The sequence below is a fragment of the Micromonospora sp. C81 genome, assembly GCF_018070425.1.
Lineage (GTDB): Bacteria > Actinomycetota > Actinomycetes > Mycobacteriales > Micromonosporaceae > Micromonospora > Micromonospora zamorensis.
This window is the reverse complement of the sequence record NZ_JAGPXS010000008.1, coordinates 112925-136536: the sequence shown is the minus strand read 5'-3', so window position 1 is coordinate 136536 and position 23612 is coordinate 112925. Positions and strand designations below refer to the sequence as shown.

The window sequence follows — 23612 nt, the reverse complement described above, 5'->3', positions numbered from 1 at the left end:
GAGTCTGACCCGTATCGTATTGCGTCGCGGGGAAAGCATGGGGGGAAATCAGGCATGGAGCTGCACAACAACACGGGCCACCCGAGGAGGTGGGCGATCCTCGGGGTGCTGGTGATCAGCCTCCTCGTGGTCGTCCTCGACAACACGATCCTCAACGTCGCCCTGCGCACGCTGGCCGACCCGGTGCACGGCCTCGGCGCCACCCAGGGCGAGCTGGAGTGGTCCATCAACTCCTACACGCTGGTCTTCGCCGGGCTGCTGTTCACCTTCGGGGTGCTCGGTGACCGCGCCGGCCGTAAGCGCTTCCTGATGATCGGTCTGGTGCTGTTCGGCCTGGCGTCGCTGCTCTCCGCGTACGCCCAGAGCCCCGGCCAGCTCATCGCGGCCCGCGCCCTGATGGGGGTCGGTGGCGCGGCCATCATGCCGGTCACGCTGTCGATCATCTCCAACGTCTTCGACCCGCGTGAGCGTGGTCGGGCCATCGGTGTCTGGGCCGGAGCGGTCGGTCTCGCCGTGGCCATCGGCCCGATCCTCGGCGGCGCGCTGCTGGAGCACTTCTGGTGGGGTTCGGTCTTCCTGATCAACGTGCCGGTGGTCGTCGCCGGCGTGATCCTGGTGGCGCTGCTGGTCCCCGAGTCGCGTGACCCGCGGCCGGGCCGGGTCGACGTGCTCGGTGTGCTGCTCTCCGTGGTGGGCCTGGTCGCCCTCTCCTACGGCATCATCGACGGCGGCGAGCACGGCTTCGGCCGCCCGGTGGTCTGGGGCTCGATCCTGGTCGGCATCGCGGTGCTGGCCTGGTTCGTGCAGCACGAGCGGCGCAGCGACCACCCGTCGCTGGACGTCCGGCTGTTCAAGGTGCCCCGCTTCGCCGCGCCGGTCGCCATCGTCGGCCTGGTGTTCTTCGCCGCGATGGGCTCGCTGTTCTTCGGCTCGTTCTACCTGCAACTGGTGCGGGGCTACAGCCCGCTGCAGACCGGTCTGCTCTTCCTGCCCTTCGCCGCCGCCCAGCTGGTCTTCGCACCGCGCAGCGCCGCGATGGTCCGCCGCTACGGCGGCCGGGCCGTCGCCACCGTCGGGTTGGCGCTGACCGTGGTGTCACTCGCCGCGTTCGTGTTCATCGGCGCCTCCACCCCGATCTGGATCGTGCTGGTCGCCTTCCTCATCCAGGGCGCCGGGATGGCCAACATCATGCCTCCCGCCACCGAGTCGATCATGTCGGCGCTGCCCCGGGAGAAGGCCGGTGTGGGCTCGGCGGTCAGCAACACCGTCCGCCAGGTCGCCGGTGCGCTCGGCGTGGCGATCCTCGGCTCGGTGCTCTCCGCCGTCTACCGCAGCGACATCGGTGACGCGCTGACCGGCCTGCCCACGCAGGCCCGCGACACGGCCAACGAGTCGATCTCCGGGGCGTACGCGGCGGCGGGCCAGCTCGGCCCGGACGCGCCGGCGCTGATCTCGGCGGCCAACGACGCCTTCGTCACCGCCATGCACTGGGCGGCCGGGCTCTCCGCGGTGATCGCCGCACTGGGGGTCATCGTGGTGCTGCGCTGGATGCCGGGTCGGGAGGACTCCAGCGTCGCCCCTGTGGCGCCGGTCGCCGAGCCCGAGTTGGCCGGCACGGCGTAGGTGCGGGAAGAATGTCGGACATGATGTCCACTGCCGATGCTCCGCGGTCGCCCGGGCGACCGCGGAGCGTCCGCGCCGACGAGGCGATCATCGAAGCGACCCTCGACCTGCTCGCCGAGGGCAGCACCATCGAGGCGCTGTCGATCGAGGCGATCGCCGCGCGGGCCGGGGTCGGCAAGGCCACCATCTACCGCCGCTGGGCCGGCAAGGACGCCCTCCTGCTGGACGCGCTGCGGCGACTCAAGGGCGTCATGGCGCAGCCGGCCGGGCACTCCGTCCGCGACGACCTGGTGCTGCTGGTCGGCGCGATCGGCAAGAACGTCGACCCCCGCGCGGCGAAGATCATGCCCTGTCTGGTGCCCGCGGTGAACCGCAGCGCGGACCAGTTCCAGCTCTACCAGAACATCATCGGGCCCCGGCGGCAGCTCATGCGCGAGGTCCTGCGGCGCGGCATCGCCGAGGGGGTGCTCCGGGCCGACATCGACGTCGAGGTGACGATGGCGCTGCTCACCGGGCCGATGCTGATCCAACGGGTGCTCCAGTGGAACCCGGACCTGGACGAGCAGACCCTGCCCGAGCGGGTCGTCGACGCCGTGCTGGAGGGCATTCAGGTCCGCTGAGCCGGCCGCGAGTCCGCCCGCCGGCCGGTCCTGGTCAGCCGGCCGGTGCGCGCAGCCGGTGCAGGCGCAGCGCGAGCTGCACCTCCAACGCCCGCTCGGGCCGCTGCCAGTCGGCGCCGAGCAGTTGCCCGACCCGCTCCAACCGCTGGGTCACCGTGTTGACGTGCACGTGCAACTGCTCGGCGGCCCGGGCCAGGCTGCCACCCACCCCGAAGTACGCCTCCAGCGTCTTCACCAGAGCCGTGCCCCGCCGGGCGTCGTAGTCGACCACCGGCCCGACGGTCGTGGCGAGGAACTGGGTCACGTCCTTCTCACCCCGATCGCCGACAGTGCCCAGCAGCAACCCGACGAAGCCCAACTCCGCGGTGCTCGCACCCTGCCCGTCGCGACCCAGAGCGCCCAACGCCGTCAGGCACCGATCCGCCTCGTGGAACGTGGCGGCCAGCGCCGCCGGCCCGTTCGACGGACCACTCGCCCCGGCGGTCACCGGCCGGCCGGTCACCCGGGACAGGTCCCGCGCGACCGCGCGAGCGCTGCCACCGGCGTCCAGCCCTGGCAGCATCAGCACCACCCGGCCGTCCCGCGCCGCGGCCAGTCCGCTGCGCGCCGAGGCGTACGTGGTGGCCCAGGAGAGCACCCGCTGCCTCGCCGAGCCGGTCGCGGCGATCGCGTCGTCGCCCACCGCCACCAGCACGTGCGGCGCGTCCAGGTCGACCCCGAGCCGGCGGGCCCGACTGCGCAACGCGTCGGTGTCCCGCAACGGGCGGGCGATCAGGTCGTCCAGCAGCTCGCCCCGGACCCGCCCCTCCGCCTCGGCGACCGTACGGCGGAACAACAGCAGCAGCGCGGTCACCAGCGCGGCCCGCTCCAGGATCCGCTGGTCGGCGTCGACCAACTCGTCGTCCGGACGCAGCACCAGGGCGCCCAGGTTCTCCGCGCCGGCCACCACCGCCGCGTACCAGAGCGGGCTGCGGCGCACGCTGCGCCCCTCGGTGCGCGAGGCCGCGACCGCCTCCACGATGTCCGCCCGGTCCGGCTCGTCGATCTCACCCACCCGGGCCAGCAGGCGGCCCTCGGCGTCCAGCGCCAGCAGCGCACCGCCCAGCACCTCGGTCACCGCCGCCGCCACGTCCTCCACACCGCCGCCGCGCAGCACCAGCGCCGTCATCCGGTCGTGCGCCGCCGCGGCCCGCTCCACCGAGCTGCTGTGGGCCCGGATGGTGGTGTTCGCCGCCGACAGCTCGCCCAGCGCCGAGCGCGTCTCGGTCAGCAGCCGGGCGGTGTCGATCGCCACCGCGGCGTGCGCGGCGAGCGAGACCAGCAGCGCCACCTCCTCCCGGACGAACGGCCGGGCCGAACGGTTGGCCGCGTAGAGCACGCCGATCGAGGTGGAGCCGAGCCGCAGCGGCACCCCGAGGATCGCCACCAGCCCTTCCTCCCCGACACCGGCGTCGATCTCACCGGTGTGGTGGAAGCGCGCGTCCTCGCCGTAGTTCGCTGTGACGTACGGGGCCCCGGACTGGGCCACCAGCCCACCGAGGCCGGCACCCATCGGCAGGCGCAGCCGCTGGAAACGGGCCGAAACCGACCCGTCGGTCACCCGCATGTAGGTGTCGCCGCGTTCGTCGTCGTTGAGCGTCATGTAGGCCACGTCCGCGCCGAGCAGGTTGCGGGCTCGGTGCACGATCGCCCGCAACACGTCGTCCAGGTCGCGTAGCCCGGCCAGGTCACTGACCGTGTCGTACAGGCCGGACAGCTCGGTCTCGCGCCGGCGCCGGCGCTCCAACAGCGCGCGGACCCGCAACGCCACCGACTTGGCCTGCTCCAGCTCGGCCAGCTTGTCGGCCGGCAGCCCGGCAGCACGCGCGGCCACCAACGGTCCCTCGAACTCGACAGCGGCGGCCTCCCGCGCGAGCAGTTCCAGGAACTCCACCGGCGAAGACATGGTCGACATTGTGCTCGGGCCCACTAGTTGGCCGTCCAGCCCCCGTCGAGGGCGATCGACGCGCCGGTGATGAAGGCCGCCGGCGGCGAGCAGAGGTACGCCAGCAGCTCGGCCACCTCCTCCGGTTCGATCAGTCGCTTGATCGCGGCCCGGGCCAGCATGATCTTCTCGATCACCTCGGTCTCGTCGATGCCGTGGCTGGCCGCCTGGTCGGCGATCTGGCTCTCCACCAGCGCCGTGCGGACGTACGCCGGGTTGATGCAGTTGGCGGTCACCCCGTGCGCGGCGCCCTCCAGCGCGACCACCTTCGACAGCCCTTCCAGGGCGTGCTTGGCCGAGACGTAGGCCGCCTTGTACGGCGACGCGCGCAGCCCGTGCACGGAGGAGATGTTGACGATGCGACCCCAGCCCCGGGCGTACATGTGCGGCAGCGCCCGGCGGATCAGCAGGAACGGCGCCTCCACCATCACCCGCTGGATGTACTCGAAGCGCTCGACGGGAAAGTCCTGCACCGGCGCGACGTGCTGGAGCCCGGCGTTGTTGACCACGATGTCCACGTCCACGTCGAGGCGGTCCACCGCCGCGGCGTCGGACAGGTCCACGCCCTCGGCCCGGCCGCCAGCCTCGGCCGCGACCGCCTTGGCCGCCTCCAGGTTGCGGTCCACCACGAGCACCTTGGCGCCGGCCGCGCCCAGCCGCAGGGCGCACGCCCGCCCGATGCCGCTGCCGCCCCCGGTGACCAGGGCGGTCCGACCGGCGAGGTCGACCTGTACGACGTGGGGGACCGCCACGGGTTCTGCCGTCATGGCGCAAGAAGTTACGAGCTGTGTGCTCCCCGGCACATGGGCCAGCGACACATACTCCGGCGCAAAGCTGTGTGGCCCCGGGGCCCCTGCCGTCACTGCCGCCCTCGCGGTTGTCCTTGCGGCTGCCCTCGCGGACGCCTCTCCCGGCCGCCCTTGCGGTTGTGCTTGCGGTGTCCTCCCGGCCACCCCGGTCAACTCCTTTGCTTTGCACCCACGACGGCGACGGTGACTCTCCGCTATCGGTGCGTATTGAGGTGCAGAGCAAAGGGGGCGGGGTGGCCCCGGGGAGCGGCAGGCTCACGCTCGAACATGGATGTCGTGGCTTCGTTGCCCTTCGCGACCACCGCATCCTGGTTCGAGCATGATCTTGACGGCCGCCGGCACTCCCGCTCCCGGTCCGTCGGGGTCGACGTGCTCGGCAAGATCCGCGCACTATCAGGGATGTTGCTGTGTCCCGGCGCGTCGGAGACAGCAACATCCGGGAAGTTGCGCAGATCTTGGTGCCGGGGTGCCGGGGTGCCGGGGTGCCGGGGTGCCGGGGTGCCGGGGTGCCGGGCGGGGGAGGGCGTGTCCCGTGGGGCTCCTGGGAAGGGCGCCGGTTAGGGTGTCGAACACACGTACTGCTGACGGCTGGAAAGGGGGCGGCGTGCGCGTGCTCGGTGTGGACCCGGGGTTGACCCGGTGTGGGGTGGGCGTGGTCGAGGGTGTGCCGGGCCGGCCCTGCACTCTCATCGCCTACTACGTGGTCTACACCGACCCGGCCGACGATCTGTCGCTGCGCCTGCTGCACCTGGATCAGTCGCTGACCAAGCTGGTCGCCGAGCACCAGCCGGAGAGCGTCGCCGTCGAGCGGGTGTTCAGCCAGCACAACGTGCGCACGGTGATGGGCACCGCGCAGGCCAGCGGCATCGCCGTGCTGGCGGGGGCGCGTGCAGGGCTGCCGGTGCAGACGTACACGCCGAGCGAGGTGAAGGCGGCCGTGACCGGGTCCGGTCAGGCCGACAAGGCGCAGATGACCGCCATGGTGACCCGGCTGTTGCGGCTGGCCGAGCCACCGAAGCCGGCCGACGCCGCCGACGCGCTGGCCCTGGCCATCTGCCACGTGTGGCGCGGCGGCACCCGCTCCAAGCTGGCCGCGGCGGCCGACCGGGTACGACGAGGAGGAGCACGATGATCGCCAGCGTGCGCGGCACGGTGACCGCGACGGGTCCGGACCAGGCCGTGATCGAGGTCGGCGGTGTCGGTCTCGCCGTGCACTGCGCTCCCGGCACGCTCGCCGAGCTGCGGGTCGGTCAGGTCGCCCGCCTCGCGACCAGCCTGATCGTGCGGGAAGACTCGCTGACCCTCTACGGCTTCGCCGACGACGACGCCAAGTCGCTGTTCGAGCTGCTCCAGACCGCCAGCGGGGTGGGTCCGCGACTGGCCCAGGCGGTCCTGGCCGTGCACACCCCGGACGCGGTGCGTAAGGCGATCGCCAACGCCGACACGGCGGCGCTGACCCGGGTGCCCGGGATCGGCAAGAAGGGCGCCGAGCGCCTGGTGCTGGAGCTGCGCGACCGGATCGGCCCGGTGCCGATCGGCGCCGACGGCGTGGGCGGGGTGACCGCTGGTGCCTGGCCCGACCAGGTCCGGCAGGCGCTCGTCGGGCTGGGCTGGTCCGCCGGTCAGGCCGATCAGGCGGTGGCCGCCGTGGCGGAGACCATCGACGGCCCGACGCCGCCGGTGCCGGTCCTGCTCAAGCAGGCCATCCGCCTGCTGGGCCGCACCCGATGAGCGAGATCGACGGGCTTGTCTCGGCGTACGTGAGCGACGCGGAACGGGACGCGGAGGCCACGGTACGGCCGAAGCGGCTGGCCGAGTTCATCGCCCAGGACCGGGTGCGCGATCAGCTCGACCTGTTGTTGCAGGGCGCGATGCGGCGGGGGTCACCACCGGACCACATCCTGCTCTCCGGCCCACCGGGGCTGGGCAAGACGAGTCTGGCCAACATCGTCGCCGCCGAGCTGGGCGCGGGCATCCGGGTGACCAGCGGCCCGGCGATCGAGCGTTCCGGTGATCTGGCGGCCATCCTGACCAGCCTCGCCGAGGGCGATGTGCTCTTCATCGACGAGATCCACCGCATCGCGCGGCCGGCGGAGGAACTGCTCTACAGCGCGATGGAGGACTTCCGGGTCGACGTGGTGGTCGGCAAGGGTCCGGGGGCGACGGCGATCCCGCTGGACGTCGAGCCGTTCACCCTGGTGGGGGCGACGACGCGTTCGGGCCTGTTGACCGGGCCGATGCGGGACCGGTTCGGTTTCGTCGCGCACCTCGACTTCTACGCCCCGGCGGATCTGGAGACGCTGCTGCACCGCTCGGCGCGGATTCTCGGTGTGCCGATCACCCCGGAGGGCGCGACCGAGATCGCCGGTCGGTCCCGGGGCACGCCCCGGATCGCCAACCGGCTGCTGCGCCGGGTCCGCGACTACGCGGAGGTGCGGGCCGACGGGGTGGTCGATCTCGACACCGCCCGGGCGGCCCTGATCGTGTACGACGTGGACGCGCTCGGCCTGGACCGGCTGGACCGGGCGGTGCTGACCGCGCTGGTCGACTCGTTCCGGGGTGGCCCGGTGGGTCTGTCCACCCTCGCTGTGGCGGTGGGGGAGCAGCCGGACACGGTCGAGGAGGTCTGCGAGCCGTTCCTGGTCCGTGCCGGTCTGCTGGCCCGTACGCCTCGGGGCCGGGTGGCGACTGAGGGAGCTTGGCGGCATCTGGGACGTACCCCGCCGAATGGTACATTTGGTATGGATAGTCCGCCCGCGCCCGATCTGTTCTCCTTGGATACCGATCAGCCGTGATGTGAACGTGATCTGTGCCGCATTCGGCGTTCTCAGGTGCAGGGTTTAGACTTCGCCGCGGTCTGTACAGGACGTGAGAATCCGCCTCCGCTCCGGCACCCCGGTGCCGGGCAGGTGGCCAATGGGAAGGTCAGTAACCGTGCATTTGGCAGCAGCGGGTGGCGGGGCCGGCGGTTTCACGCCGATCCTGATGATCGCCCTGCTCTTCGGTGTCATGTACTTCATGATGATCCGGCCCCAGCAGAAGCGCCGCAAAGAGGCAGAGGCGATGCAGTCCAACCTCGGCCCCGGCGACGAGGTCGTGACCATCGGTGGGCTCTACGGCACGGTCACCGGCATCGAGGACGACACCGTCCTGATCGAGGTTGCTCCGGGCGTGCAGACCCGCTACGCCCGACCGGCCATCGCCCGGGTGGTCACCCGCGCGGAGCTGCCGAGCGAGCCGGTCACCGAGGACGCGGACACCGTCAAGGAGTGACCCTCCCTCCCGGGGGTGGCGAGTCCGGCGTACGGCCGGTCGACCGGCTTCCGGGCCGCCGCGCCCGACGGGGCAGCGGACGAGACGTGAAAACTGGATAGTTGGGTCGACGCCGGGCGTCGGCACGTTCCCGTGACCGTCGGCGTCCCCACGCCGGCGTGACCGGTCCTCGTGCCGGCACCTCGTCGGCCCAGGGCCGACCCGTCGGCCGGGACCCCCGGCCCGACACCCGCCGCCGCTGCGCGCAGCGGCGCGACCGTACAGGGAGACAGGACAGCCGTGGCACCACCTCAGGGACAGATGCGCCCCGGGCGGCAGCTCGCCGTGCTCGGGTTCATCTTCGTCGTCCTCTACCTTTTGGTGTTCTTCTCGGGTGCCAGCGGCAGCCTGAAGGACCGGCTCGAGCCCCGGCTCGGTCTGGACCTCATCGGCGGGACCCGGGTGACACTGGAGGCGACGAACAGCGTCGACGGCAAGCCTCCGACGGCGGAGAACCTCGAGGAGGCCCGCCAGATCATCGAGAGCCGCGTCAACGCGTTCGGCGTGGCCGAGGCCGAGGTGGTCACCGAGGGCAACCGCAACATCGTCATCTCCCTGCCCGGTGAGAACCGCAACCTCGACGACGTCGGCGAAGCGGCCGAGCTGCGCTTCCGCAAGGTCCTCAAGGCCGCCGACGGCAGCGGGACGGCCGCCGTGCCGCCGCCGGCCGCCACGCCGGCCCCGTCCGGCAGCGCCGTGCCGACCCCGTCCGGCAGCGCGGTCCCGACCCCGTCGGGCAGTGGCGCGCCGAAGGCAACCTCCTCGCCCAGCGGCGGTCAGGGCGGGATGGCGCCGGCGTCGCCGAGCGCCACGCCGACCCCGTCCGCGTCCGCCTCGCCGAGTGCCGCCGCCCCCACGGCGAGCGCCAGCACCGAGCCGGTGCCGGCCAGCATCGAGCAGCAGCGCAAGGCCGTCGAGCAGAAGGTGGGCGCGGCGTCGTGGCAGGCCGCCAACGGTCTGCAGGCCCCCGCCGACCTGGCGTCCGACCCCTCGCTGGCCGACAAGCTCAAGCCGTTCGGCACCCTGTCGCCGCAAGAGGTCGCCGTGCTGCCGGCGCAGATGCAGTTCAACGTGCCGACCATCGGTTGCGCGCAGCTCGACGCGCGCCCGCCGGCGTCGATCTCGGACGCGAAGCAGCAGGTCGTCTCCTGCGAGGACGGCGCCTCGAAGTACCTGCTCGACCAGGCCAAGGTGCTGGGCACCGACGTGTCCGACGCCGACGCGGTGCTCGACCAGACCAACGCCTGGGTGGTCAGCCTCGACTTCACCGGCAACGGCCAGGGCAAGTGGACGGCGCTGACCCGTGAGGCGTTCAACAACGAGGGTCAGGCCTGCGACGCGACCGCGCTGGGTCAGGACGGCAAGTGCCGGGTGGCCGTCGTGCTGGACAACGAGATCGTCTCCTCCCCGGAGATCCAGGGCGTGCTGACCGGCAACTCGCAGATCACCGGCAACTTCAACCAGAAGGACGCCAGCACGCTGGCCGGTCAGCTGCGTTACGGCGCGCTGCCGGTGACCTTCGAGCAGCAGGAGGCGCAGAACGTCACCGCGACGCTGGGTGCCAGCCACCTGCGCGCCGGTCTGCTGGCGGCCGGCATCGGCATGCTGCTGGTCATCATCTACGCGTTCTTCTACTACCGGCTGCTCGGCTCGGTGATCTTCCTGAGCCTGATCCTCTCCGCGCTGCTCGTCTTCGGCGCGCTGGTGGTGCTCGGCCGGCAGATCGGCTTCACGCTCACCCTCGCCGGCATCGCCGGCATGATCGTGTCGTTGGGTGTCGCGGCGGACTCGTTCGTCATCTACTTCGAACGGTTGAAGGACGAGATCCGGGAGGGGCGCAGCCCGCGTAGCGCGGTGCCCCGTGCCTGGATCCGCGCCCGCCGGACGATCATCTCGGCCAACGCGATCACCCTGCTCTCCGCGGTGGTGCTCTACGTGGTCTCGGTCGGCACGGTCAAGGGCTTCGCGTTCGCCCTCGGCCTGGCCACGGTCCTGGACCTGGTCGTGGTCTTCCTCTTCCGCCACCCGATCATGACCATGTTCGCCCGGACCCGGGCGTTCCTGTCCCCGCGGGTCAGCGGTCTGGGTCGGGCGCTTCCGGCCCGCAACCAGCCGACTCAGCCCCGCAACCCGCGCGCCAAGGAGGCCTGAGATGGCTGAAAACGGTCTGGCGAGCCGCCTCTACAACGGCGAAGCCGGTCTCAACGTCGTCGGCAAGCGCAAGGTCTGGTTCGGCGTCGCCGGGGTCCTGATCCTGATCGCGCTCCTCAGCTTCGGGCTGCGTGGCTTCAGCCTCGGCATCGAGTTCGCCGGTGGCAACTCGTTCCAGGTGCCGGCCAGCGTCGGCACCCTGGAGGACGCCGAGCGGGAGGTCAACTCGGCCCTCGCCACGGAGAACACCGGCGTCACGGTGGCCACCGCGCAGAAGGTCGGCGGCACCGGCGGCGACACCTACGAGCTGCGTACGGCACAGCTCGACGCCGACCAGACCACTGCGGTCAAGGCCCAGATCGCCGAGGACCTCGGCATCGACCCGGCTCAGATCAGCAGCAACCAGGTCAGCGAGGCGTGGGGCAGCCAGGTGACCGAGCGGGCCGTGCTCGGTCTGGTCATCTTCATCGCACTGGTCATGGTCTACCTGATCCTGCGCTTCGAGTGGCGGATGGCGGTCGCCGCGGTCGCCTCGCTGATCACGAACCTGATCCTCACCGCCGGCATCTACTCGCTGGTCGGCTTCGAGGTCACCCCGTCGACGATCATCGGCTTCCTCACGATCCTGGGCTTCGCGCTCTACGACGTGGTGGTGGTCTTCGACAAGGTGCAGGAGAACACGCGGGGCATCACCGCCAACAACAACCAGACGTACGCCGAGGCGGCCAACCTGGCCGTCAACCAGAGCCTGATGCGGTCGCTGAACACCTCGGTGGTCGCCCTGCTGCCGGTCGGCGGTCTGCTCTTCATCGGTGCCGGCCTGCTCGGCGCCGGCACGCTGAAGGACCTCGGCCTGGTGCTGTTCGTCGGTATGGCGGTGGCGTTCCTGACCTCCATCCTGGTGGCCACCCCGCTGCTGGCGCTGCTGAAGAACTACGACCCGCGGATCCAGGCGCACAACAAGCGCGTCCTGACCCGGCGGGGCGCCCTCGCCCGCGGCGAGGTCACCCCGAAGGGGGCCGCGAGCCCGGCCCAGGCCGACGCGACCGACGAGCCGCTCGACCCGGACGCCGCCGCGCTGGCGGGTGCCGCCCCCAAGGTGGGCGCCCGGCCGGCGGGCAAGCGGCCGACCGGCGCCCGGGGCGGTCGCCCGGGTGGCGGCGGCAACCGGCCGGGTGGCGCCAAGCGGCGCTGACCCGAACGGAAACACCCGAACGGCGTCCGGCATGCTGTGTGAGCAGCACTGCCGGACGCCGTCGTCGTTGAAGGAGAGCGGAACAGCCGTGACGGAGACCCACAGCACCGAGGCGCGCGGGGACAGCGGCCCGGAGGCCGCCCGACTGGTCGCCAGCCGGGTGCTGGACGTGCCCGACTTCCCCAAGCCCGGCGTCCTGTTCAAGGACCTGATGCCGCTGTTCGCGGACGGGAAGGTCTTCCGTGAGGTGATCGACGGGATCGTCGCGTACCACGGGCGGGACGCCTTCGACGTTGTCGTCGGCATCGAGGCCCGCGGCTTCGTCGTCGCGGCGGCCGTCGCCTACGCGGCCGGGGTGGGCGTGGTGCCGGTGCGCAAGGCCGGCAAGTTGCCCCGCCCGGCGCACTCGGTGTCCTACGCCCTGGAGTACGGCGAGGCCACCCTGGAGGTGCACGAGGATGCCTTCACCGCCGGGCACCGGGTCCTGGTCGTCGACGACGTGCTGGCCACGGGCGGCACCGCCGAGGCGACGCTGGACCTGGTCGAGCGGGCCGGCGGCACCGTCACCGGCTTCACGGTCCTGCTGGAGCTCGGGTTCCTGGGCGGGCGCGAGCGGTTGGCGCAGCGTCCGGTGCACGCCCTGCTGACCGTTTGAGCAGTTAGACACGCGGCTGACCGTTTGATCCCAGATCCGGCGGACACTGCCGGCGTCGACCGTCCGGCGGAGCGGCAGGGGGCCTCCGGTGCGGGTAGCATTGCCCTTTGCTGACGCCGGCCGCACACGTCCGGCGAGGCGAGACCAGGCCGGCCGATGTTCGGTCGGTGTGTTTCCGGCGAGCGGTGAGGAGGCCGGTGTCCCACGATGTCGTCCCTCCGGCGGAGGACACGGTGCACCCGACAGGCGACGCTGACGGCTCGGTGACTGACCGGACAGGCGACGCGCCGGCCCGGGTGACGGGCACCGGCAACGGCTCCGGCAAGGCTGCGGGCGAGACCACTGTCCGCCCGATCAGCGGCCCGCCGAGCGTCGAGGCCGCGCCCGGCGCCGACGGGGTTGTGGTGCCGTTCCCGACCGACGCGGGCGTTGACCCGTCGCCGAGCGGTGGCTTCGGGTTGTCCAACGCGCCCACCGGCCGGCGCGTGCGGGCCCGGCTGGCCCGGTTCAACGCGCCCTGGCAGACCTCGCAGGTCAGCGAGGTGCTGGAGCCGCTCATCGCGAGCCACCGGGACAACCACCCCAAGGCCGACGCCCGGCTGCTCCAGCGCGCCTTCGACACGGCCGCGCGGTGGCACTCCGGGCAGTACCGCAAGTCCGGCGACCCGTACATCACCCACCCGCTCGCGGTGGCGACCATCCTCGGCAACCTGGGGATGGACACCACCACGCTGGTCGCCGCCCTGCTGCACGACACCATCGAGGACACCGAATACACCCTCGACCAGATGCGCGCCGACTTCGGTGGCGAGGTCGCCCTCCTGGTCGACGGCGTCACGAAGCTCGACAAGGTCAAGCTGGGTGACGCGGCCAAGGCCGAGACGATCCGCAAGATGGTCGTGGCGATGGCCAAGGACCCCCGGGTGCTGGTGATCAAGCTGGCCGACCGGCTGCACAACATGCGCACCCTGACCTTCCTGCCCCGCCCCAAGCAGGAGCAGAAGGCCAAGGAGACGCTGGAGATCCTGGCGCCTCTCGCGCACCGGCTCGGTATGAACACGATCAAGTGGGAGCTGGAGGACCTGTCCTTCGGCACGTTGTTCCCGAAGCGCTACGAGGAGATCAACCGGCTGATCGGGGAGCACCAGCCGCAGCGCGAGACTCTGCTGCGGCAGGTCACCCAGAAGGTCGGCACCGACCTGAAGGCCGCCAAGATCAAGGCGGAGACCACCGGGCGGCCGAAGCACCTCTACTCGATCTACCAGAAGATGATCGTGCGGGGTCGGGACTTCAACGACATCTACGACCTGGTCGGGGTGCGGATCCTGGTCGACACGGTTCGGGACTGCTACGCGGCGCTGGGTGTCATCCACGCCAACTGGCAGCCGGTGCCGGGCCGCTTCAAGGACTACATCGCGATGCCCAAGTTCAACATGTACCAGTCGTTGCACACGACTGTCATCGGGCCCACCGGCAAGCCGGTGGAGATGCAGATCCGCACGTACGCGATGCACCGCACCGCGGAGTTCGGCATCGCCGCGCACTGGAAGTACAAGGAGCACAAGGGCACCCAGATCGTCGGCCCGCCCGCGCACATCGACGAGATGACCTGGCTGCGGCAGCTGCTCGACTGGCAGCGTGAGGCGGCCGACCCGAGCGAGTTCCTGGACGCGCTGCGCTTCGACCTGTCCAGCCAGGAGGTGTACGTCTTCACCCCGAAGGGTGACGTCATCCCGCTGCCGACCGGGTCGACGCCTGTGGACTTCGCGTACGCGGTGCACACCGAGGTCGGGCACAAGTGCATCGGGGCGCGGGTCAACGGCAAGCTGGTGCCGTTGGAGTCGACGCTGTCCAACGGCGACGTGATCGAGATCTTCACGTCGAAGTCCGAGACGGCCGGCCCCACGCAGGACTGGCTGGGCTTCGTCAAGAGCCCCCGCGCCCGGACGAAGATCCGGCAGTACTTCAACAAGGAACGGCGCGAGGAGGCGATCGAGGCCGGCAAGGACGCGATCGTCAAGGCGATGCGCAAGCAGGGCATGCCGTTGCAGCGGATGCTCACCTCCGACGCGCTGATGTCGATCGCCCGGGACCTGCACCTCGCCGACGTGGCCTCGCTCTACGCGGCGGTCGGCGACAGCCAGGTCTCCGCGCAGTCGGTGGTGCAGAAGCTGATGGCCGCGTACGGCGGCGAGGAGGGCGCGGCGGAGGACATCGCCGAGACCGCCGTCGCCACCCGGCCACCGCGCAGCCGGCAGAGCAGCAGCGACCCGGGTGTGGTGGTGCGGGGCGTCAGCGACGTCTGGATCAAGCTGGCCCGCTGCTGCACCCCGGTCCCACCGGACTCGGTGTTCGGCTTCGTCACCCGCTCGGGCGGGGTGAGCGTGCACCGCGACGACTGCGCCAACGCCGAGGACCTGCGGGCGCAGAGCGAGCGCGTGGTCGAGGTGAGTTGGAAGCTCACCTCCGCCTCGACGTTCCTGGTCGCGATCCAGGTCGAGGCACTGGACCGGCACAAGCTGCTGGCCGACGTCACCCGGGTGCTCTCCGACGAGCGGGTCAACATCCTCTCCGCCACCGTCACCACGACCCGCGACCGGGTGGCGGTGAGCCGGTTCAGCTTCGAGATGGCCGACCCGAAGCACCTTGGCCACCTGCTGGCCACGGTCCGCAAGGTCGACGGCGTCTTCGACGCGTACCGGGTCACCTCCGGCGCCTGACGCGTACCCCGGACACGACAGCGCCCGCCGGCTCAGCCGGCGGGCGCTTCGTCGTGCGCGCGGGGGTCAGCCCTGCGGGTTGCTCATGGTGAGGTCCTTGATGACGACCTCCTTCTTCGGGTGGCCACCGCCGGCCTGCTGGGCGAAAGCCCCGTCGTCGCCGGCCTTGGCCACGTCCTTGACGATGTCCAGGCCACCGGTGATGGTGCCCAGCACCGTGTACGCCGGGTCCAGCGGCGAGTCGCCGTAGACGATGAAGAACTGGCTGCCGGTGCTGCCCGGCTGGCCGGAGTTGGCCATCGCGATGACACCCTCCGGGTACGGCGGGCGCTTGTCGGTGGGCAGGTTCTCCTCGGGCAGGCGGTAGCTCGGGCCACCCTGACCGTCGGTCTCCCGCCAGCCGTTGCCGGTGGCGCTGGGGTCACCGCACTGCAACACCTTGATGCCCTCGGTCACCAGGCGGTGGCACTTGGTGTTGTCGAAGAAGTTCTTCTCCGCCAGGTAGGTGAAGCTGCCCGCCGTGCACGGCACCAGCGACCGGTCGACCTTGGCCGTGATCGGGCCGAGGTTGGTGTCGATCGTCATGGTCTGCACGCCCTTTGCGTACTGCTCGTTGCTCGGCACCCCGACGTCCTTGATCTGCGGGGGCCGCTGCTCGGCCGGCAGCGCGTTGAACACGCACTCGGACGCCCCGGCCGCGGGCGCGGCGGTGTCGTTCTTGTCGTCGTCGTCGCCGAGGCTCATCGCCAGCCAGACCGTGCCGGCGACCACGAGTACCAGCGCGGCAGCCGCGCTGACGATCGCCTGCGTCTGCCGGCGCTTGCGGGCCTTGGCCGACCGCTCGGCCATCTCCTTCTCGAGCCGGGCGCGTGCCGCCGCGCGCTGCCGCTCTCTGGTGGACGTCACGCCTGGATCCTCCTGGGCTGTCTGCTGCTGAGTGCCGCTTGGGGTGGGTGGTGGTGCCCGGTCAGCCGGCGCTCGGGCTGCTGGCCGGGGCGCCGGAGGCCGAGGGTGCGGCGCCGGTGACCGGCTCACCGACCGTGAGGCTCTGGATCGTCACGTCGGTGCTGGGCTTGACCTTGGCCCCGGTCCCATTGTCCACGGTCGGGAGGGCGCCGATCTTCTCCACCACGTCCAGCCCGCCGGTCACCCTGCCGATCACCGGGTACTTCGGGTCGGCGGTGGTGAAGTCCTTGAAGAAGATCAGGAACTGGCTGCCGTTGCTGCCCGGCGGGTTGGAGACCATCGCCACGGTGCCCTTCGGGTACGTCGGCGGCTGGCCGGGGGCCGGGCTGGCCGACGGGGACGCCGACGGCACGGTCGGCACCTCCTCGTCATAGAACGAGTAGGTGGGCCCACCGAGGCCGGTGCCACTGGGATCGCCGCAGTGCAGCGCGCCCTCGGTGGTGATCTCGTGGCACTTGGTGTTGTCGTAGAACGACCGGCTCGCCAGGTGGGCGATGCTCGCCGCCGCGCACGGTGAGTTGGTCAGGCTCAGCTCCGCGGTGATCGGCGCGCCCTGGTTGGTCGTCACCGTCATCGCCCGGGTGCCGTCGGTGGGCAGATCCTTGGTCGCCGGCGTGCCGACGTCCTTCAGGTTGGTGTTGGCCGTGGCGTCCTGCGGCGTCCAGAGGCAGGTGTCCTCCGCGGCCGTGTTCTGCTTCGAGTCGGAGTCGAACGCCCCGAGTGCCCAGGCCGAGCCGGCCACCACCAACACGAGGATCAGGGCGGCACCGACACCGGCCTGGATCTGCCGACGGCGCCGCGTCGCGGCAGCCCGGCGAGCCAACTGCCGGTCGAGCTTTTCCCGCGCCAGTTTGCGCTGCCGGTCCCTGCTGGAAGCCACCCGTGCTCCCCTTTCCTCTACCTGGTCGTCGCCGGCGACCGGGCGTCCCGGCCCGTCCGGGCGTCACGTGTGTCGCGCCACACGCCCGCCAGAGTGTACGGCTAGCGACTGGGAATGTGGTGTACGAGGTTCCACCCCATCCCGAGCAGCGCTTATCGGGCGTTGTCACTGTGCCGTACGGGGCGCGAGGGGCGGACGCGGCAAAGTCGCTCGGCACGCCCGTTAGGCTGCTGGCAGGACGACAGCTGCTCGACGGAAAGGACAGGGCCTGTGCTCGTGGCCGGCTTTCCCGCGGACGCCTTCGGCACCAACTGCTACGTGGTTGCCACCGCGCCGGGGGAGCAGTGCGTGGTGGTCGACCCCGGGATCGGGGTGCTCGACCAGCTCGACGCGCTGCTCGCCGAGCACCGCCTGCATCCGGCCGCCGTGCTGCTCACCCACGGCCACCTCGACCACACCTTCTCGGTCGCGCCGGTCTGTGGTGCGCGCGGCGTCACCGCCTACGTGCACCCGGGCGACCGGGAGATGCTGGCCGACCCGTCCAAGGGCCTCTCGGCCGACCTGACGTCGCTCTTCGGCGGTCGGTTGAGCTACACCGAGCCGGAGGACGTGGCGGAGCTGACCGACGGCGCCACCCTCACGCTCGCCGGCCTGGAGATCGCCGTCGACCATGCCCCGGGCCATACCGGAGGGTCGGTGCTGTTCCGGCTGCCCGGCGCGGGGTCGGACTGGGAGGCCGACGAGCTGTGCCTCTCCGGTGACGTCCTCTTCGCCGGGTCGATCGGCCGCACCGACCTGCCGGGCGGGAGCATGCCGGCCATGCTCACCAGCCTGCGCGACAAGATCCTTCCGCTGGCCGACGACACCGTCGTGCTGCCCGGCCACGGCCCCGCCACCACCATCGGCCGCGAGCGCGCCAGCAACCCGTACCTCATCGAGGTGGCGCAGGTCGGCGGCGGCCGACCGGCGCCCACCCGGGGCCTCTAGACCTTCTCCGCGCCGCGCGCGGACCCACGACACCACCGCGCCGCGGGCGCGGCACCGCAAGGAGTACGCCGATGAGCAAGCCCACGCCCATCTCCGGTTTCCCGGAGTGGACCCCTGGTCAGCGGATGATCGAGCAGTTCGTGCTCGACCGGATCCGGGCCACCTTCGAGCTGTACGGCTTCGCGCCGCTGGAGACCCGCGCGGTGGAGCCGTTGGACCAGCTGCTGCGCAAGGGCGAGACCTCGAAGGAGGTCTACGTGATCCGGCGGCTGCACGCCGACGCGGAGGGTTCCGGTGGTGACGACCAGCTCGGCCTGCACTTCGACCTGACCGTGCCGTTCGCCCGGTACGTGCTGGAGAACGCCGGCAAGCTGGCGTTCCCGTTCCGCCGCTACCAGATCCAGAAGGTGTGGCGGGGTGAGCGGCCGCAGGAGGGCCGTTACCGGGAGTTCGTGCAGGCCGACATCGACATCGTTGACCGGGACACCCTGGCCCCGCACCACGAGGCGGAGATGCCCCTCGTCATCGGCGACGCGCTGCGCTCGTTGCCGATCCCGCCGGTGACGATCCAGGTCAACAACCGCAAGATCTGCGAGGGCTTCTACCGGGGCATCGGGCTGACCGACCCGGAGGCGGCGCTGCGCGCGGTGGACAAGCTCGACAAGATCGGCCCGGCGAAGGTGGCCGACCTGCTGGCCCAGACCGCCGGGGCGAGCGAGGCGCAGGCCAAGGCGTGCCTGGCGCTGGCCGAGATCTCCGCCCCGGACGCCTCGTTCGCCGACGCCGTCCGCGCGCTCGGGGTGAGCGATCCGCTGCTCGACGAGGGCATCGACGAACTGGTCCGGGTGGTGGAGACCGCCGCCGAGCACTCGCCCGGCCTCTGCGTGGCGGACCTGCGCATCGCCCGTGGCCTGGATTACTACACCGGCACCGTCTACGAGACCCAGCTGCGCGGCTACGAGCGGTTCGGCTCGATCTGCTCCGGCGGCCGGTACGACAACCTGGCCACCGCCGGCGCCGTCTCGTACCCCGGGGTGGGGATCTCGATCGGGGTGACCCGGCTGCTCGGGTTGCTCTTCGGCGCGGGGGAGCTGTCGGTGTCCAGGGAGGTGCCGACCGCCGTGCTCGTCGCGGTGACCAGCGAGGAGCAGCGGACGGCCAGCAACCGGGTGGCCGAGGCGCTGCGGCGGCGCGCGGTGCCGACCGAGGTGTCGCCGAGCGCGGCGAAGTTCGGCAAGCAGATCCGCTACGCCGAGCGACGCGGCATCCCGTACGTCTGGTTCCCCGGTGTCGACGGAGCGCCGGACGAGGTGAAGGACATCCGCTCGGGTGAGCAGGTCACGGCCGGTGCGCAGGAGTGGATGCCCCCTCTGGAGGACCTCAAGCCGACTGTTGGGTGAGTCTCTCCACTGGCGCTGACGGCCGCGGGGACCTACGGTAGCGTAAGTTACGCCACCGTAGGGAGTTTCTTGTGACCGTCAGCACCACACTCAGTCAGACCGCTCTCCTCGTCGAGTTGGAGCCGGTGGTCGCACGCAACCTCGACCGCCACCTCACGCTCGCCAAGGAGTGGTTCCCGCACGAGTACGTGCCGTGGAGCGAAGGGCGGACCTTCGACGGGCCGCTCGGCGGCGAGGCGTGGTCGCCGACCGACTCGACCATCCCGGACGTGGCTCGCACCGCGCTGATCGTGAACCTGCTGACCGAGGACAACCTGCCCTCGTACCACCACGAGATCGCCACCCTGTTCGGCCGCGACGGCGCGTGGGGCACCTGGGTGCACCGGTGGACCGCCGAGGAGGGCCGGCACGGCGTCGCGATCCGCGACTACCTGACCGTCACCCGGGCCGTGGACCCGGTGGCGTTGGAGCGGGCCCGGATGACGCACATGTCCGAGGGCTACACCAACGCCCACGGCGACGAGGTGCTGCACTCGCTGGCGTACGTCTCGTTCCAGGAGCTGGCCACCCGGATCTCGCACCGCAACACCGGCAAGGCCACCGGCGACCCCGCCTGCGAGGCGCTGCTGGCCCGGGTGGCGGCCGACGAGAACCTGCACATGGTGTTCTACCGCAACCTGCTCGCCGCCGCGTTCGAGCTGGCCCCGAGTCAGGCCATGCGGGCCGTCGCCGACGTGGTGGCCGACTTCCAGATGCCGGGCAGCGGCATCGACGGTTTCGCCCGCAAGTCGGTGGCGATCGCCCTGGCCGGCATCTACGACCTGCGCCAGCACCGCGACGATGTGCTGCAGCCGGTGCTGCGCCAGTGGGACGTCTTCAACGTGACCGGCCTCAACGCCGACGGCGAAGCCGCCCGCGAGCAGCTCGCCGGCCAGCTGGACAACCTGGAGCGCGCCGCGAGCCGCTTCGAGGAAAAGCGCGACGCCCGAGCCGCCCGCCTGGCCCTCCGCTAAACCCCCACCCCTGCCCCTGCCCCCGCCCCACCGGGTTGATCAAGAGCTTTCGGTCACCGTGAGCCCGTTTCCTGACCGAAATCTCTTGATCAACTCAAGGGAAGGTGGGGTTAGGGGAGGGGGAGGATCAAGCAGGTGCTGGTGGCGTGGGCTATCAGGCGGGCGTCCGCGTCGGTGATGCGGGCCTCTGCCAGGGCCGTACGCCGGCCACGTTGCAGCACCGTGCCCTCGCAGCGCAGCGTGCCGCTGTCGACAGTGACCGGGCGGAGGAACTTCACGTTCAGGTCCAGCGAGGTGTAGCCGACGCCAGCGGGCAGGGTGGTGTGCACGGCGCACCCGGCGGCGGTGTCCAGCAGCGTCGAGAGAACGCCACCGTGGACGGTGCCGAGCGGGTTGTAGTGGAACTCCTGCGGGGTCAACTCGACGCTGACCCGGCCCTCGTCGGCCTCCATCCGGCTCATGTCGAGTAGGTGCATCACCGGCGGCGCGGCCAGCTCGCCGGCGATCATCGCCCGCAGCATGTCGATGCCGCTGCGTCGGCCGATCTGGGCGGCGTTGGCCGCCGGGTCCGCCCAGCTGAAGGTCCGGCTGCGCGCCGGTTCCTGCGTCTGCGTCATGGACGCAGCCTGGCAGCAGGTTGCTGAGTCTGTCAATGAGACCTAGCCTGGTCGGATGCGACCCGCGGCACTGGACTGGTCGGTGGACAACTGCACCATCGCCCGCGCGATGGAGATCCTCGGTGAGCGGTGGACCCTGGTGGTGCTCCGCGAGGTGTTCACCGGCGTACGCCGCTTCGACGACATGCGGGTGCGCACCGGCATCCCGCGTCAGGTGCTGACCAACCGGCTGGCCACTCTGGTCGAACAGGGCGTGTTGAGTCGTGAGCCGTACCGGGAGCCGGGCAGCCGGTTGCGCCACGAGTACCGGCTGACGGAGAAGGGCCTGGACCTGTGGCCGGTGCTGGTCGCCGTGCTCGGCTGGGGCGACCGGTACCTCGCTGGCCCGGAAGGTCCGCCGCTCAGCGTCGCTCACCGCGACTGTGGCGCTCCGGTTCGTGTGGACCTGCGCTGCGCCGAGGGGCACGACGTGGATCAGCCGCGCGATGTGGTGCCGCGCCCGGGCCCCGGCGCCCGCCGCCGTACGCCCTGACGCGCGGCGCCCCCACCCACCCGGCATCCGGTGCCCGGGAAGGTATCGACAACCGTGCGCGCGAAACCATGCGGGTGTGACGGTGGTTGTTCACCAGCGTGTCAGGGGTGTTGCGGCATTGTGGCCTGCCAAGATCGGCAAATCCGGGCGAAACCAGGCCTTGTCAATGATCTTAAGTATGTGAATACTTCAGTTCACTCGACCGGTTTTCGCAGATCGGCCGGGTTGCCCTCGGGTCAGCCGTTCCCCCCGGCGTGACCCGTCCCCCCGCCCAGGAGGTTTGTTACATGCGACCCACGAGGTCCTCGTTCCGCGTCGCGGCCACCGTCGCCGTGTCCGGATCCCTGGTCGTCGGCGCGCTCATCGGCGCACCCGCCCAGGCCGCTCCCGCAGCCTCGCCGGATGCCGCCGCGGCGCTCTCCGCGGCACTCGGTGACCGCTCCGCCGGCTCGTACATCGACGCCAGCGGCAAGTCCGTCGTCACGGTGACCGACGCCGCCGCCGCCAGCAAGGCGAGCAAGGCCGGCGCCGTCGTCCGCTACGTCACCCGTGGTGCCGGCGAGCTCAACCGGGCCACCGCGGACCTGGAGCGGTCCGCCAAGATCCCGGGCACCGCCTGGTGGAGTGACCCGGTCACCAACCAGGTCGTCGTCTCCGTGGACAGCACCGTCACCGGTGCGAAGCTGGAGCGGGTCAAGGCCGCCGCCGCGCGGGCCAACGGCGCGGTCCGGGTCGAGGCCGAGGCGGGCGTGCTGAGCACCCGGATCTCCGGCGGTCAGGCCATCTACGCCGGCGGGGGCGGGCGTTGCTCGCTCGGCTTCAACGTGCGCAGTGGCAGCACCTACTCGTTCGTGACGGCCGGGCACTGCACCAACATCGCGTCCAGCTGGTACTCGAACTCCTCCCAGAGCTCGCTGATCGGCACCCGTACCGGCACCAGCTTCCCGGGTAACGACTACGGCATCGTGCGGCACAGCAACTCGGCCAACGCGGCCGGCAACGTGTCGCTCTACAACGGCAGCTTCCGCGACATCACCGGCTCCGGCAACGCGTCGGTCGGCCAGTCGGTGCAGCGTTCCGGCAGCACCACCGGCCTGCGCAGCGGCTCGGTGAACGCGACCAACGCCACGGTGAACTACGCCGAGGGCTCGGTCTCCGGCCTGATCCGCACCAACGTCTGCGCCGAGCCGGGCGACAGCGGCGGCTCGCTGTTCGCCGGTGGCACCGCCCTGGGCATGACCTCCGGCGGCAGTGGCAACTGCCGCACCGGCGGCACGACCTACTTCCAGCCGGTCACCGAGGCGCTCAGCCGTTACGGCGTCAGCGTCTTCTGATCCAGTCACCGCCAGCGGGCCGCCGGATTTCTCCGGCGGCCCGTTCGCTGTCCTGGCTACCCGCCGTCCGCGGTGCGCTCGACGTACCTCAGAAAAGAGCGGCGCCGAGCGGTCAGCCCGGCCGCCGCCCGGAGGCCAGTGCGGCGAGCACAGCGGCCAGCGGTACGACCGCCTCGGCGGCCGCCACCAGCCGCTCCGTCAACCCGATCCACGCGCCGTCGGTGAAGAACTCGACGACGAACCAGCCGAGCAGTCCGAGGAGCACCGCCGTCACCGCGAGCGCTGTCCAGCGGACGCGCAGAGCCGACCCGTCCGGTGGATCGCGCCGGGCTCGGCCGAGGGGCGGTGCCGCTCGACTGGGCACCGTCGGCGCGGCTCGACTGGGCACCGTCGGCGCCGCTCGGTGGGGCACCGCCAGGGCGGGCCAGACAGCCAACGCCACGAACGCCACCCCAGCGGCGACGACGTGTGTCGTCGAGCCGCCTCCCGGGTGTTGCGGGAACGCGACCAGCACCAGTGTGGCAAGGCCGCCCAGGGCGAGCAGCCCACGACCCGCCGGTGCCGCGACGACCAGGCCGAGCGCGGTTGCCAGGTGACAGATGCCCAGGCCAGCCAGCCCCACCGTCATGATCCAGCGTTGGTCGGCGTCGGCGGCGGCGAGCGCGCTGATGGTCTGCCGGACCGGGTCGAACTCGTCGGGCTGGGCGGCCTGCGCCAGCGTCCAGCCCCCGATCAGAAACAACGGTGCGCCAGCGGCCGACAGCAGGGCCCAGCGGGGAACGGCGGACATCGGGTGAGCGTAGCGGTGCGAACG

At 71.4% G+C, this 23612-nt stretch carries 21 protein-coding genes; 15 read left to right on the top strand and 6 right to left on the bottom strand.

The features are described from left to right. Positions 1–54: 54 nt before the first annotated feature. The gene (locus KBX46_RS15740; RefSeq protein WP_210793047.1) at positions 55–1623 is read left to right on the top strand and encodes an MFS transporter; all 1569 of its coding nucleotides are present in this window, start codon (positions 55–57) and stop codon (positions 1621–1623) included. 11 nt (positions 1624–1634) lie between these two features. Further along, positions 1635–2243 (top strand): TetR/AcrR family transcriptional regulator, encoded by a 609-nt coding sequence (locus tag KBX46_RS15735; RefSeq protein ID WP_141908815.1) that lies wholly within the window; start codon positions 1635–1637, stop codon positions 2241–2243. 34 nt (positions 2244–2277) lie between these two features. Here the strand turns inward: KBX46_RS15735 and KBX46_RS15730 are convergent, their stop codons facing one another. Next, on the bottom strand, positions 2278–4197 hold the full coding sequence (locus tag KBX46_RS15730; RefSeq protein WP_210793046.1) for a helix-turn-helix domain-containing protein: 1920 nt from the start codon (positions 4195–4197) through the stop codon (positions 2278–2280). 14 nt (positions 4198–4211) lie between these two features. Then, positions 4212–4994 carry a 3-hydroxybutyrate dehydrogenase gene (locus KBX46_RS15725; protein ID WP_088947409.1) on the bottom strand — a complete coding sequence of 261 codons (783 nt, stop codon included), beginning with the start codon at positions 4992–4994 and terminating at the stop codon, positions 4212–4214. Between the two features lie 646 nt (positions 4995–5640). Here KBX46_RS15725 and ruvC point away from each other — a divergent pair. The 8 genes from ruvC (at position 5641) to KBX46_RS15685 (ending at position 15069) form a co-directional block, all read left to right on the top strand. Further along, the gene (gene ruvC, locus KBX46_RS15720) at positions 5641–6168 is read left to right on the top strand and encodes a crossover junction endodeoxyribonuclease RuvC (protein WP_088947410.1); all 528 of its coding nucleotides are present in this window, start codon (positions 5641–5643) and stop codon (positions 6166–6168) included. Further along, complete coding sequence (gene ruvA / locus KBX46_RS15715; protein ID WP_141908816.1) at positions 6165–6767, top strand: Holliday junction branch migration protein RuvA; 603 nt, start codon at positions 6165–6167, stop codon at positions 6765–6767. Before ruvC ends, ruvA begins: the two co-directional genes overlap by 4 nt. Beyond that, positions 6764–7831 (top strand): Holliday junction branch migration DNA helicase RuvB, encoded by a 1068-nt coding sequence (ruvB, locus tag KBX46_RS15710; protein WP_141908817.1) that lies wholly within the window; start codon positions 6764–6766, stop codon positions 7829–7831. The genes ruvA and ruvB overlap by 4 nt, the downstream gene beginning before the upstream one ends. A 121-nt stretch (positions 7832–7952) precedes the next feature. After that, positions 7953–8309 (top strand): preprotein translocase subunit YajC, encoded by a 357-nt coding sequence (yajC, locus tag KBX46_RS15705; protein ID WP_218906795.1) that lies wholly within the window; start codon positions 7953–7955, stop codon positions 8307–8309. Positions 8310–8588: 279 nt separating this feature from the next. Beyond that, positions 8589–10499, top strand: a complete 1911-nt coding sequence (gene secD / locus KBX46_RS15700) for a protein translocase subunit SecD (RefSeq protein WP_210793045.1) — start codon at positions 8589–8591, stop codon at positions 10497–10499. A 1-nt stretch (position 10500) separates the two neighbouring features. Then, on the top strand, positions 10501–11694 hold the full coding sequence (gene secF, locus KBX46_RS15695) for a protein translocase subunit SecF (protein WP_210793044.1): 1194 nt from the start codon (positions 10501–10503) through the stop codon (positions 11692–11694). A gap of 88 nt (positions 11695–11782) precedes the next feature. After that, positions 11783–12349 (top strand): adenine phosphoribosyltransferase, encoded by a 567-nt coding sequence (locus KBX46_RS15690; protein WP_088951624.1) that lies wholly within the window; start codon positions 11783–11785, stop codon positions 12347–12349. A gap of 197 nt (positions 12350–12546) precedes the next feature. After that, on the top strand, positions 12547–15069 hold the full coding sequence (locus KBX46_RS15685) for a bifunctional (p)ppGpp synthetase/guanosine-3',5'-bis(diphosphate) 3'-pyrophosphohydrolase (RefSeq protein ID WP_210793043.1): 2523 nt from the start codon (positions 12547–12549) through the stop codon (positions 15067–15069). Positions 15070–15135: 66 nt separating this feature from the next. Here KBX46_RS15685 and KBX46_RS15680 read toward each other — a convergent pair whose 3' ends face one another. Both KBX46_RS15680 and KBX46_RS15675 read right to left on the bottom strand, forming a co-directional pair. Next, positions 15136–15975, bottom strand: a complete 840-nt coding sequence (locus KBX46_RS15680; RefSeq protein ID WP_210793042.1) for a peptidylprolyl isomerase — start codon at positions 15973–15975, stop codon at positions 15136–15138. A 61-nt stretch (positions 15976–16036) separates the two neighbouring features. Next, positions 16037–16915, bottom strand: coding sequence for a peptidylprolyl isomerase (locus tag KBX46_RS15675; protein ID WP_099852223.1), 879 nt, complete (start codon positions 16913–16915; stop codon positions 16037–16039). A gap of 270 nt (positions 16916–17185) precedes the next feature. Here KBX46_RS15675 and KBX46_RS15670 point away from each other — a divergent pair, with 270 nt between their 5' ends. From KBX46_RS15670 to KBX46_RS15660, 3 genes are all read left to right on the top strand, one after another. Continuing rightward, the gene (locus KBX46_RS15670) at positions 17186–17902 is read left to right on the top strand and encodes an MBL fold metallo-hydrolase (RefSeq protein ID WP_088947419.1); all 717 of its coding nucleotides are present in this window, start codon (positions 17186–17188) and stop codon (positions 17900–17902) included. 71 nt (positions 17903–17973) lie between these two features. After that, entirely contained in the window at positions 17974–19302 is a 1329-nt protein-coding gene (hisS, locus tag KBX46_RS15665) for a histidine--tRNA ligase (protein ID WP_210793041.1), read from the top strand. Between the two features lie 71 nt (positions 19303–19373). After that, on the top strand, positions 19374–20315 hold the full coding sequence (locus tag KBX46_RS15660) for an acyl-ACP desaturase (protein WP_088947421.1): 942 nt from the start codon (positions 19374–19376) through the stop codon (positions 20313–20315). Positions 20316–20425: 110 nt separating this feature from the next. On the opposite strand, the gene KBX46_RS15655 is transcribed toward KBX46_RS15660, so the two are convergent. Next, entirely contained in the window at positions 20426–20932 is a 507-nt protein-coding gene (locus tag KBX46_RS15655) for a PaaI family thioesterase (protein WP_088947422.1), read from the bottom strand. Positions 20933–20987: 55 nt separating this feature from the next. Between KBX46_RS15655 and KBX46_RS15650 the strand changes: the two genes are divergently transcribed. Next, on the top strand, positions 20988–21464 hold the full coding sequence (locus tag KBX46_RS15650; protein WP_088947423.1) for a helix-turn-helix domain-containing protein: 477 nt from the start codon (positions 20988–20990) through the stop codon (positions 21462–21464). A gap of 287 nt (positions 21465–21751) precedes the next feature. Further along, the gene (locus KBX46_RS15645) at positions 21752–22798 is read left to right on the top strand and encodes a S1 family peptidase (protein WP_088947424.1); all 1047 of its coding nucleotides are present in this window, start codon (positions 21752–21754) and stop codon (positions 22796–22798) included. Between the two features lie 112 nt (positions 22799–22910). On the opposite strand, the gene KBX46_RS15640 is transcribed toward KBX46_RS15645, so the two are convergent. Beyond that, positions 22911–23588 (bottom strand): DUF998 domain-containing protein, encoded by a 678-nt coding sequence (locus KBX46_RS15640; protein WP_210793040.1) that lies wholly within the window; start codon positions 23586–23588, stop codon positions 22911–22913. Positions 23589–23612: the final 24 nt, after the last annotated feature.

Excerpts from the sequence above, each read along its gene's own strand:
- KBX46_RS15640 (WP_210793040.1), bottom strand. The coding sequence starts at position 23,588 with ATGTCCGCCGTTCCCCGCTGGGCCCTGCTGTCGGCCGCTGGCGCACCG.
- KBX46_RS15645 (WP_088947424.1), top strand. The coding sequence starts at position 21,752 with ATGCGACCCACGAGGTCCTCGTTCCGCGTCGCGGCCACCGTCGCCGTG.
- KBX46_RS15740 (WP_210793047.1), top strand. The coding sequence starts at position 55 with ATGGAGCTGCACAACAACACGGGCCACCCGAGGAGGTGGGCGATCCTC.
- hisS (WP_210793041.1), top strand. The coding sequence starts at position 17,974 with ATGAGCAAGCCCACGCCCATCTCCGGTTTCCCGGAGTGGACCCCTGGT.
- ruvA (WP_141908816.1), top strand. The coding sequence starts at position 6,165 with ATGATCGCCAGCGTGCGCGGCACGGTGACCGCGACGGGTCCGGACCAG.
- yajC (WP_218906795.1), top strand. The coding sequence starts at position 7,953 with ATGGGAAGGTCAGTAACCGTGCATTTGGCAGCAGCGGGTGGCGGGGCC.
- KBX46_RS15650 (WP_088947423.1), top strand. The coding sequence starts at position 20,988 with ATGCGACCCGCGGCACTGGACTGGTCGGTGGACAACTGCACCATCGCC.
- KBX46_RS15725 (WP_088947409.1), bottom strand. The coding sequence starts at position 4,994 with ATGACGGCAGAACCCGTGGCGGTCCCCCACGTCGTACAGGTCGACCTC.
- ruvB (WP_141908817.1), top strand. The coding sequence starts at position 6,764 with ATGAGCGAGATCGACGGGCTTGTCTCGGCGTACGTGAGCGACGCGGAA.
- secF (WP_210793044.1), top strand. The coding sequence starts at position 10,501 with ATGGCTGAAAACGGTCTGGCGAGCCGCCTCTACAACGGCGAAGCCGGT.
- KBX46_RS15655 (WP_088947422.1), bottom strand. The coding sequence starts at position 20,932 with ATGACGCAGACGCAGGAACCGGCGCGCAGCCGGACCTTCAGCTGGGCG.
- KBX46_RS15730 (WP_210793046.1), bottom strand. The coding sequence starts at position 4,197 with ATGTCGACCATGTCTTCGCCGGTGGAGTTCCTGGAACTGCTCGCGCGG.
- KBX46_RS15735 (WP_141908815.1), top strand. The coding sequence starts at position 1,635 with ATGTCGGACATGATGTCCACTGCCGATGCTCCGCGGTCGCCCGGGCGA.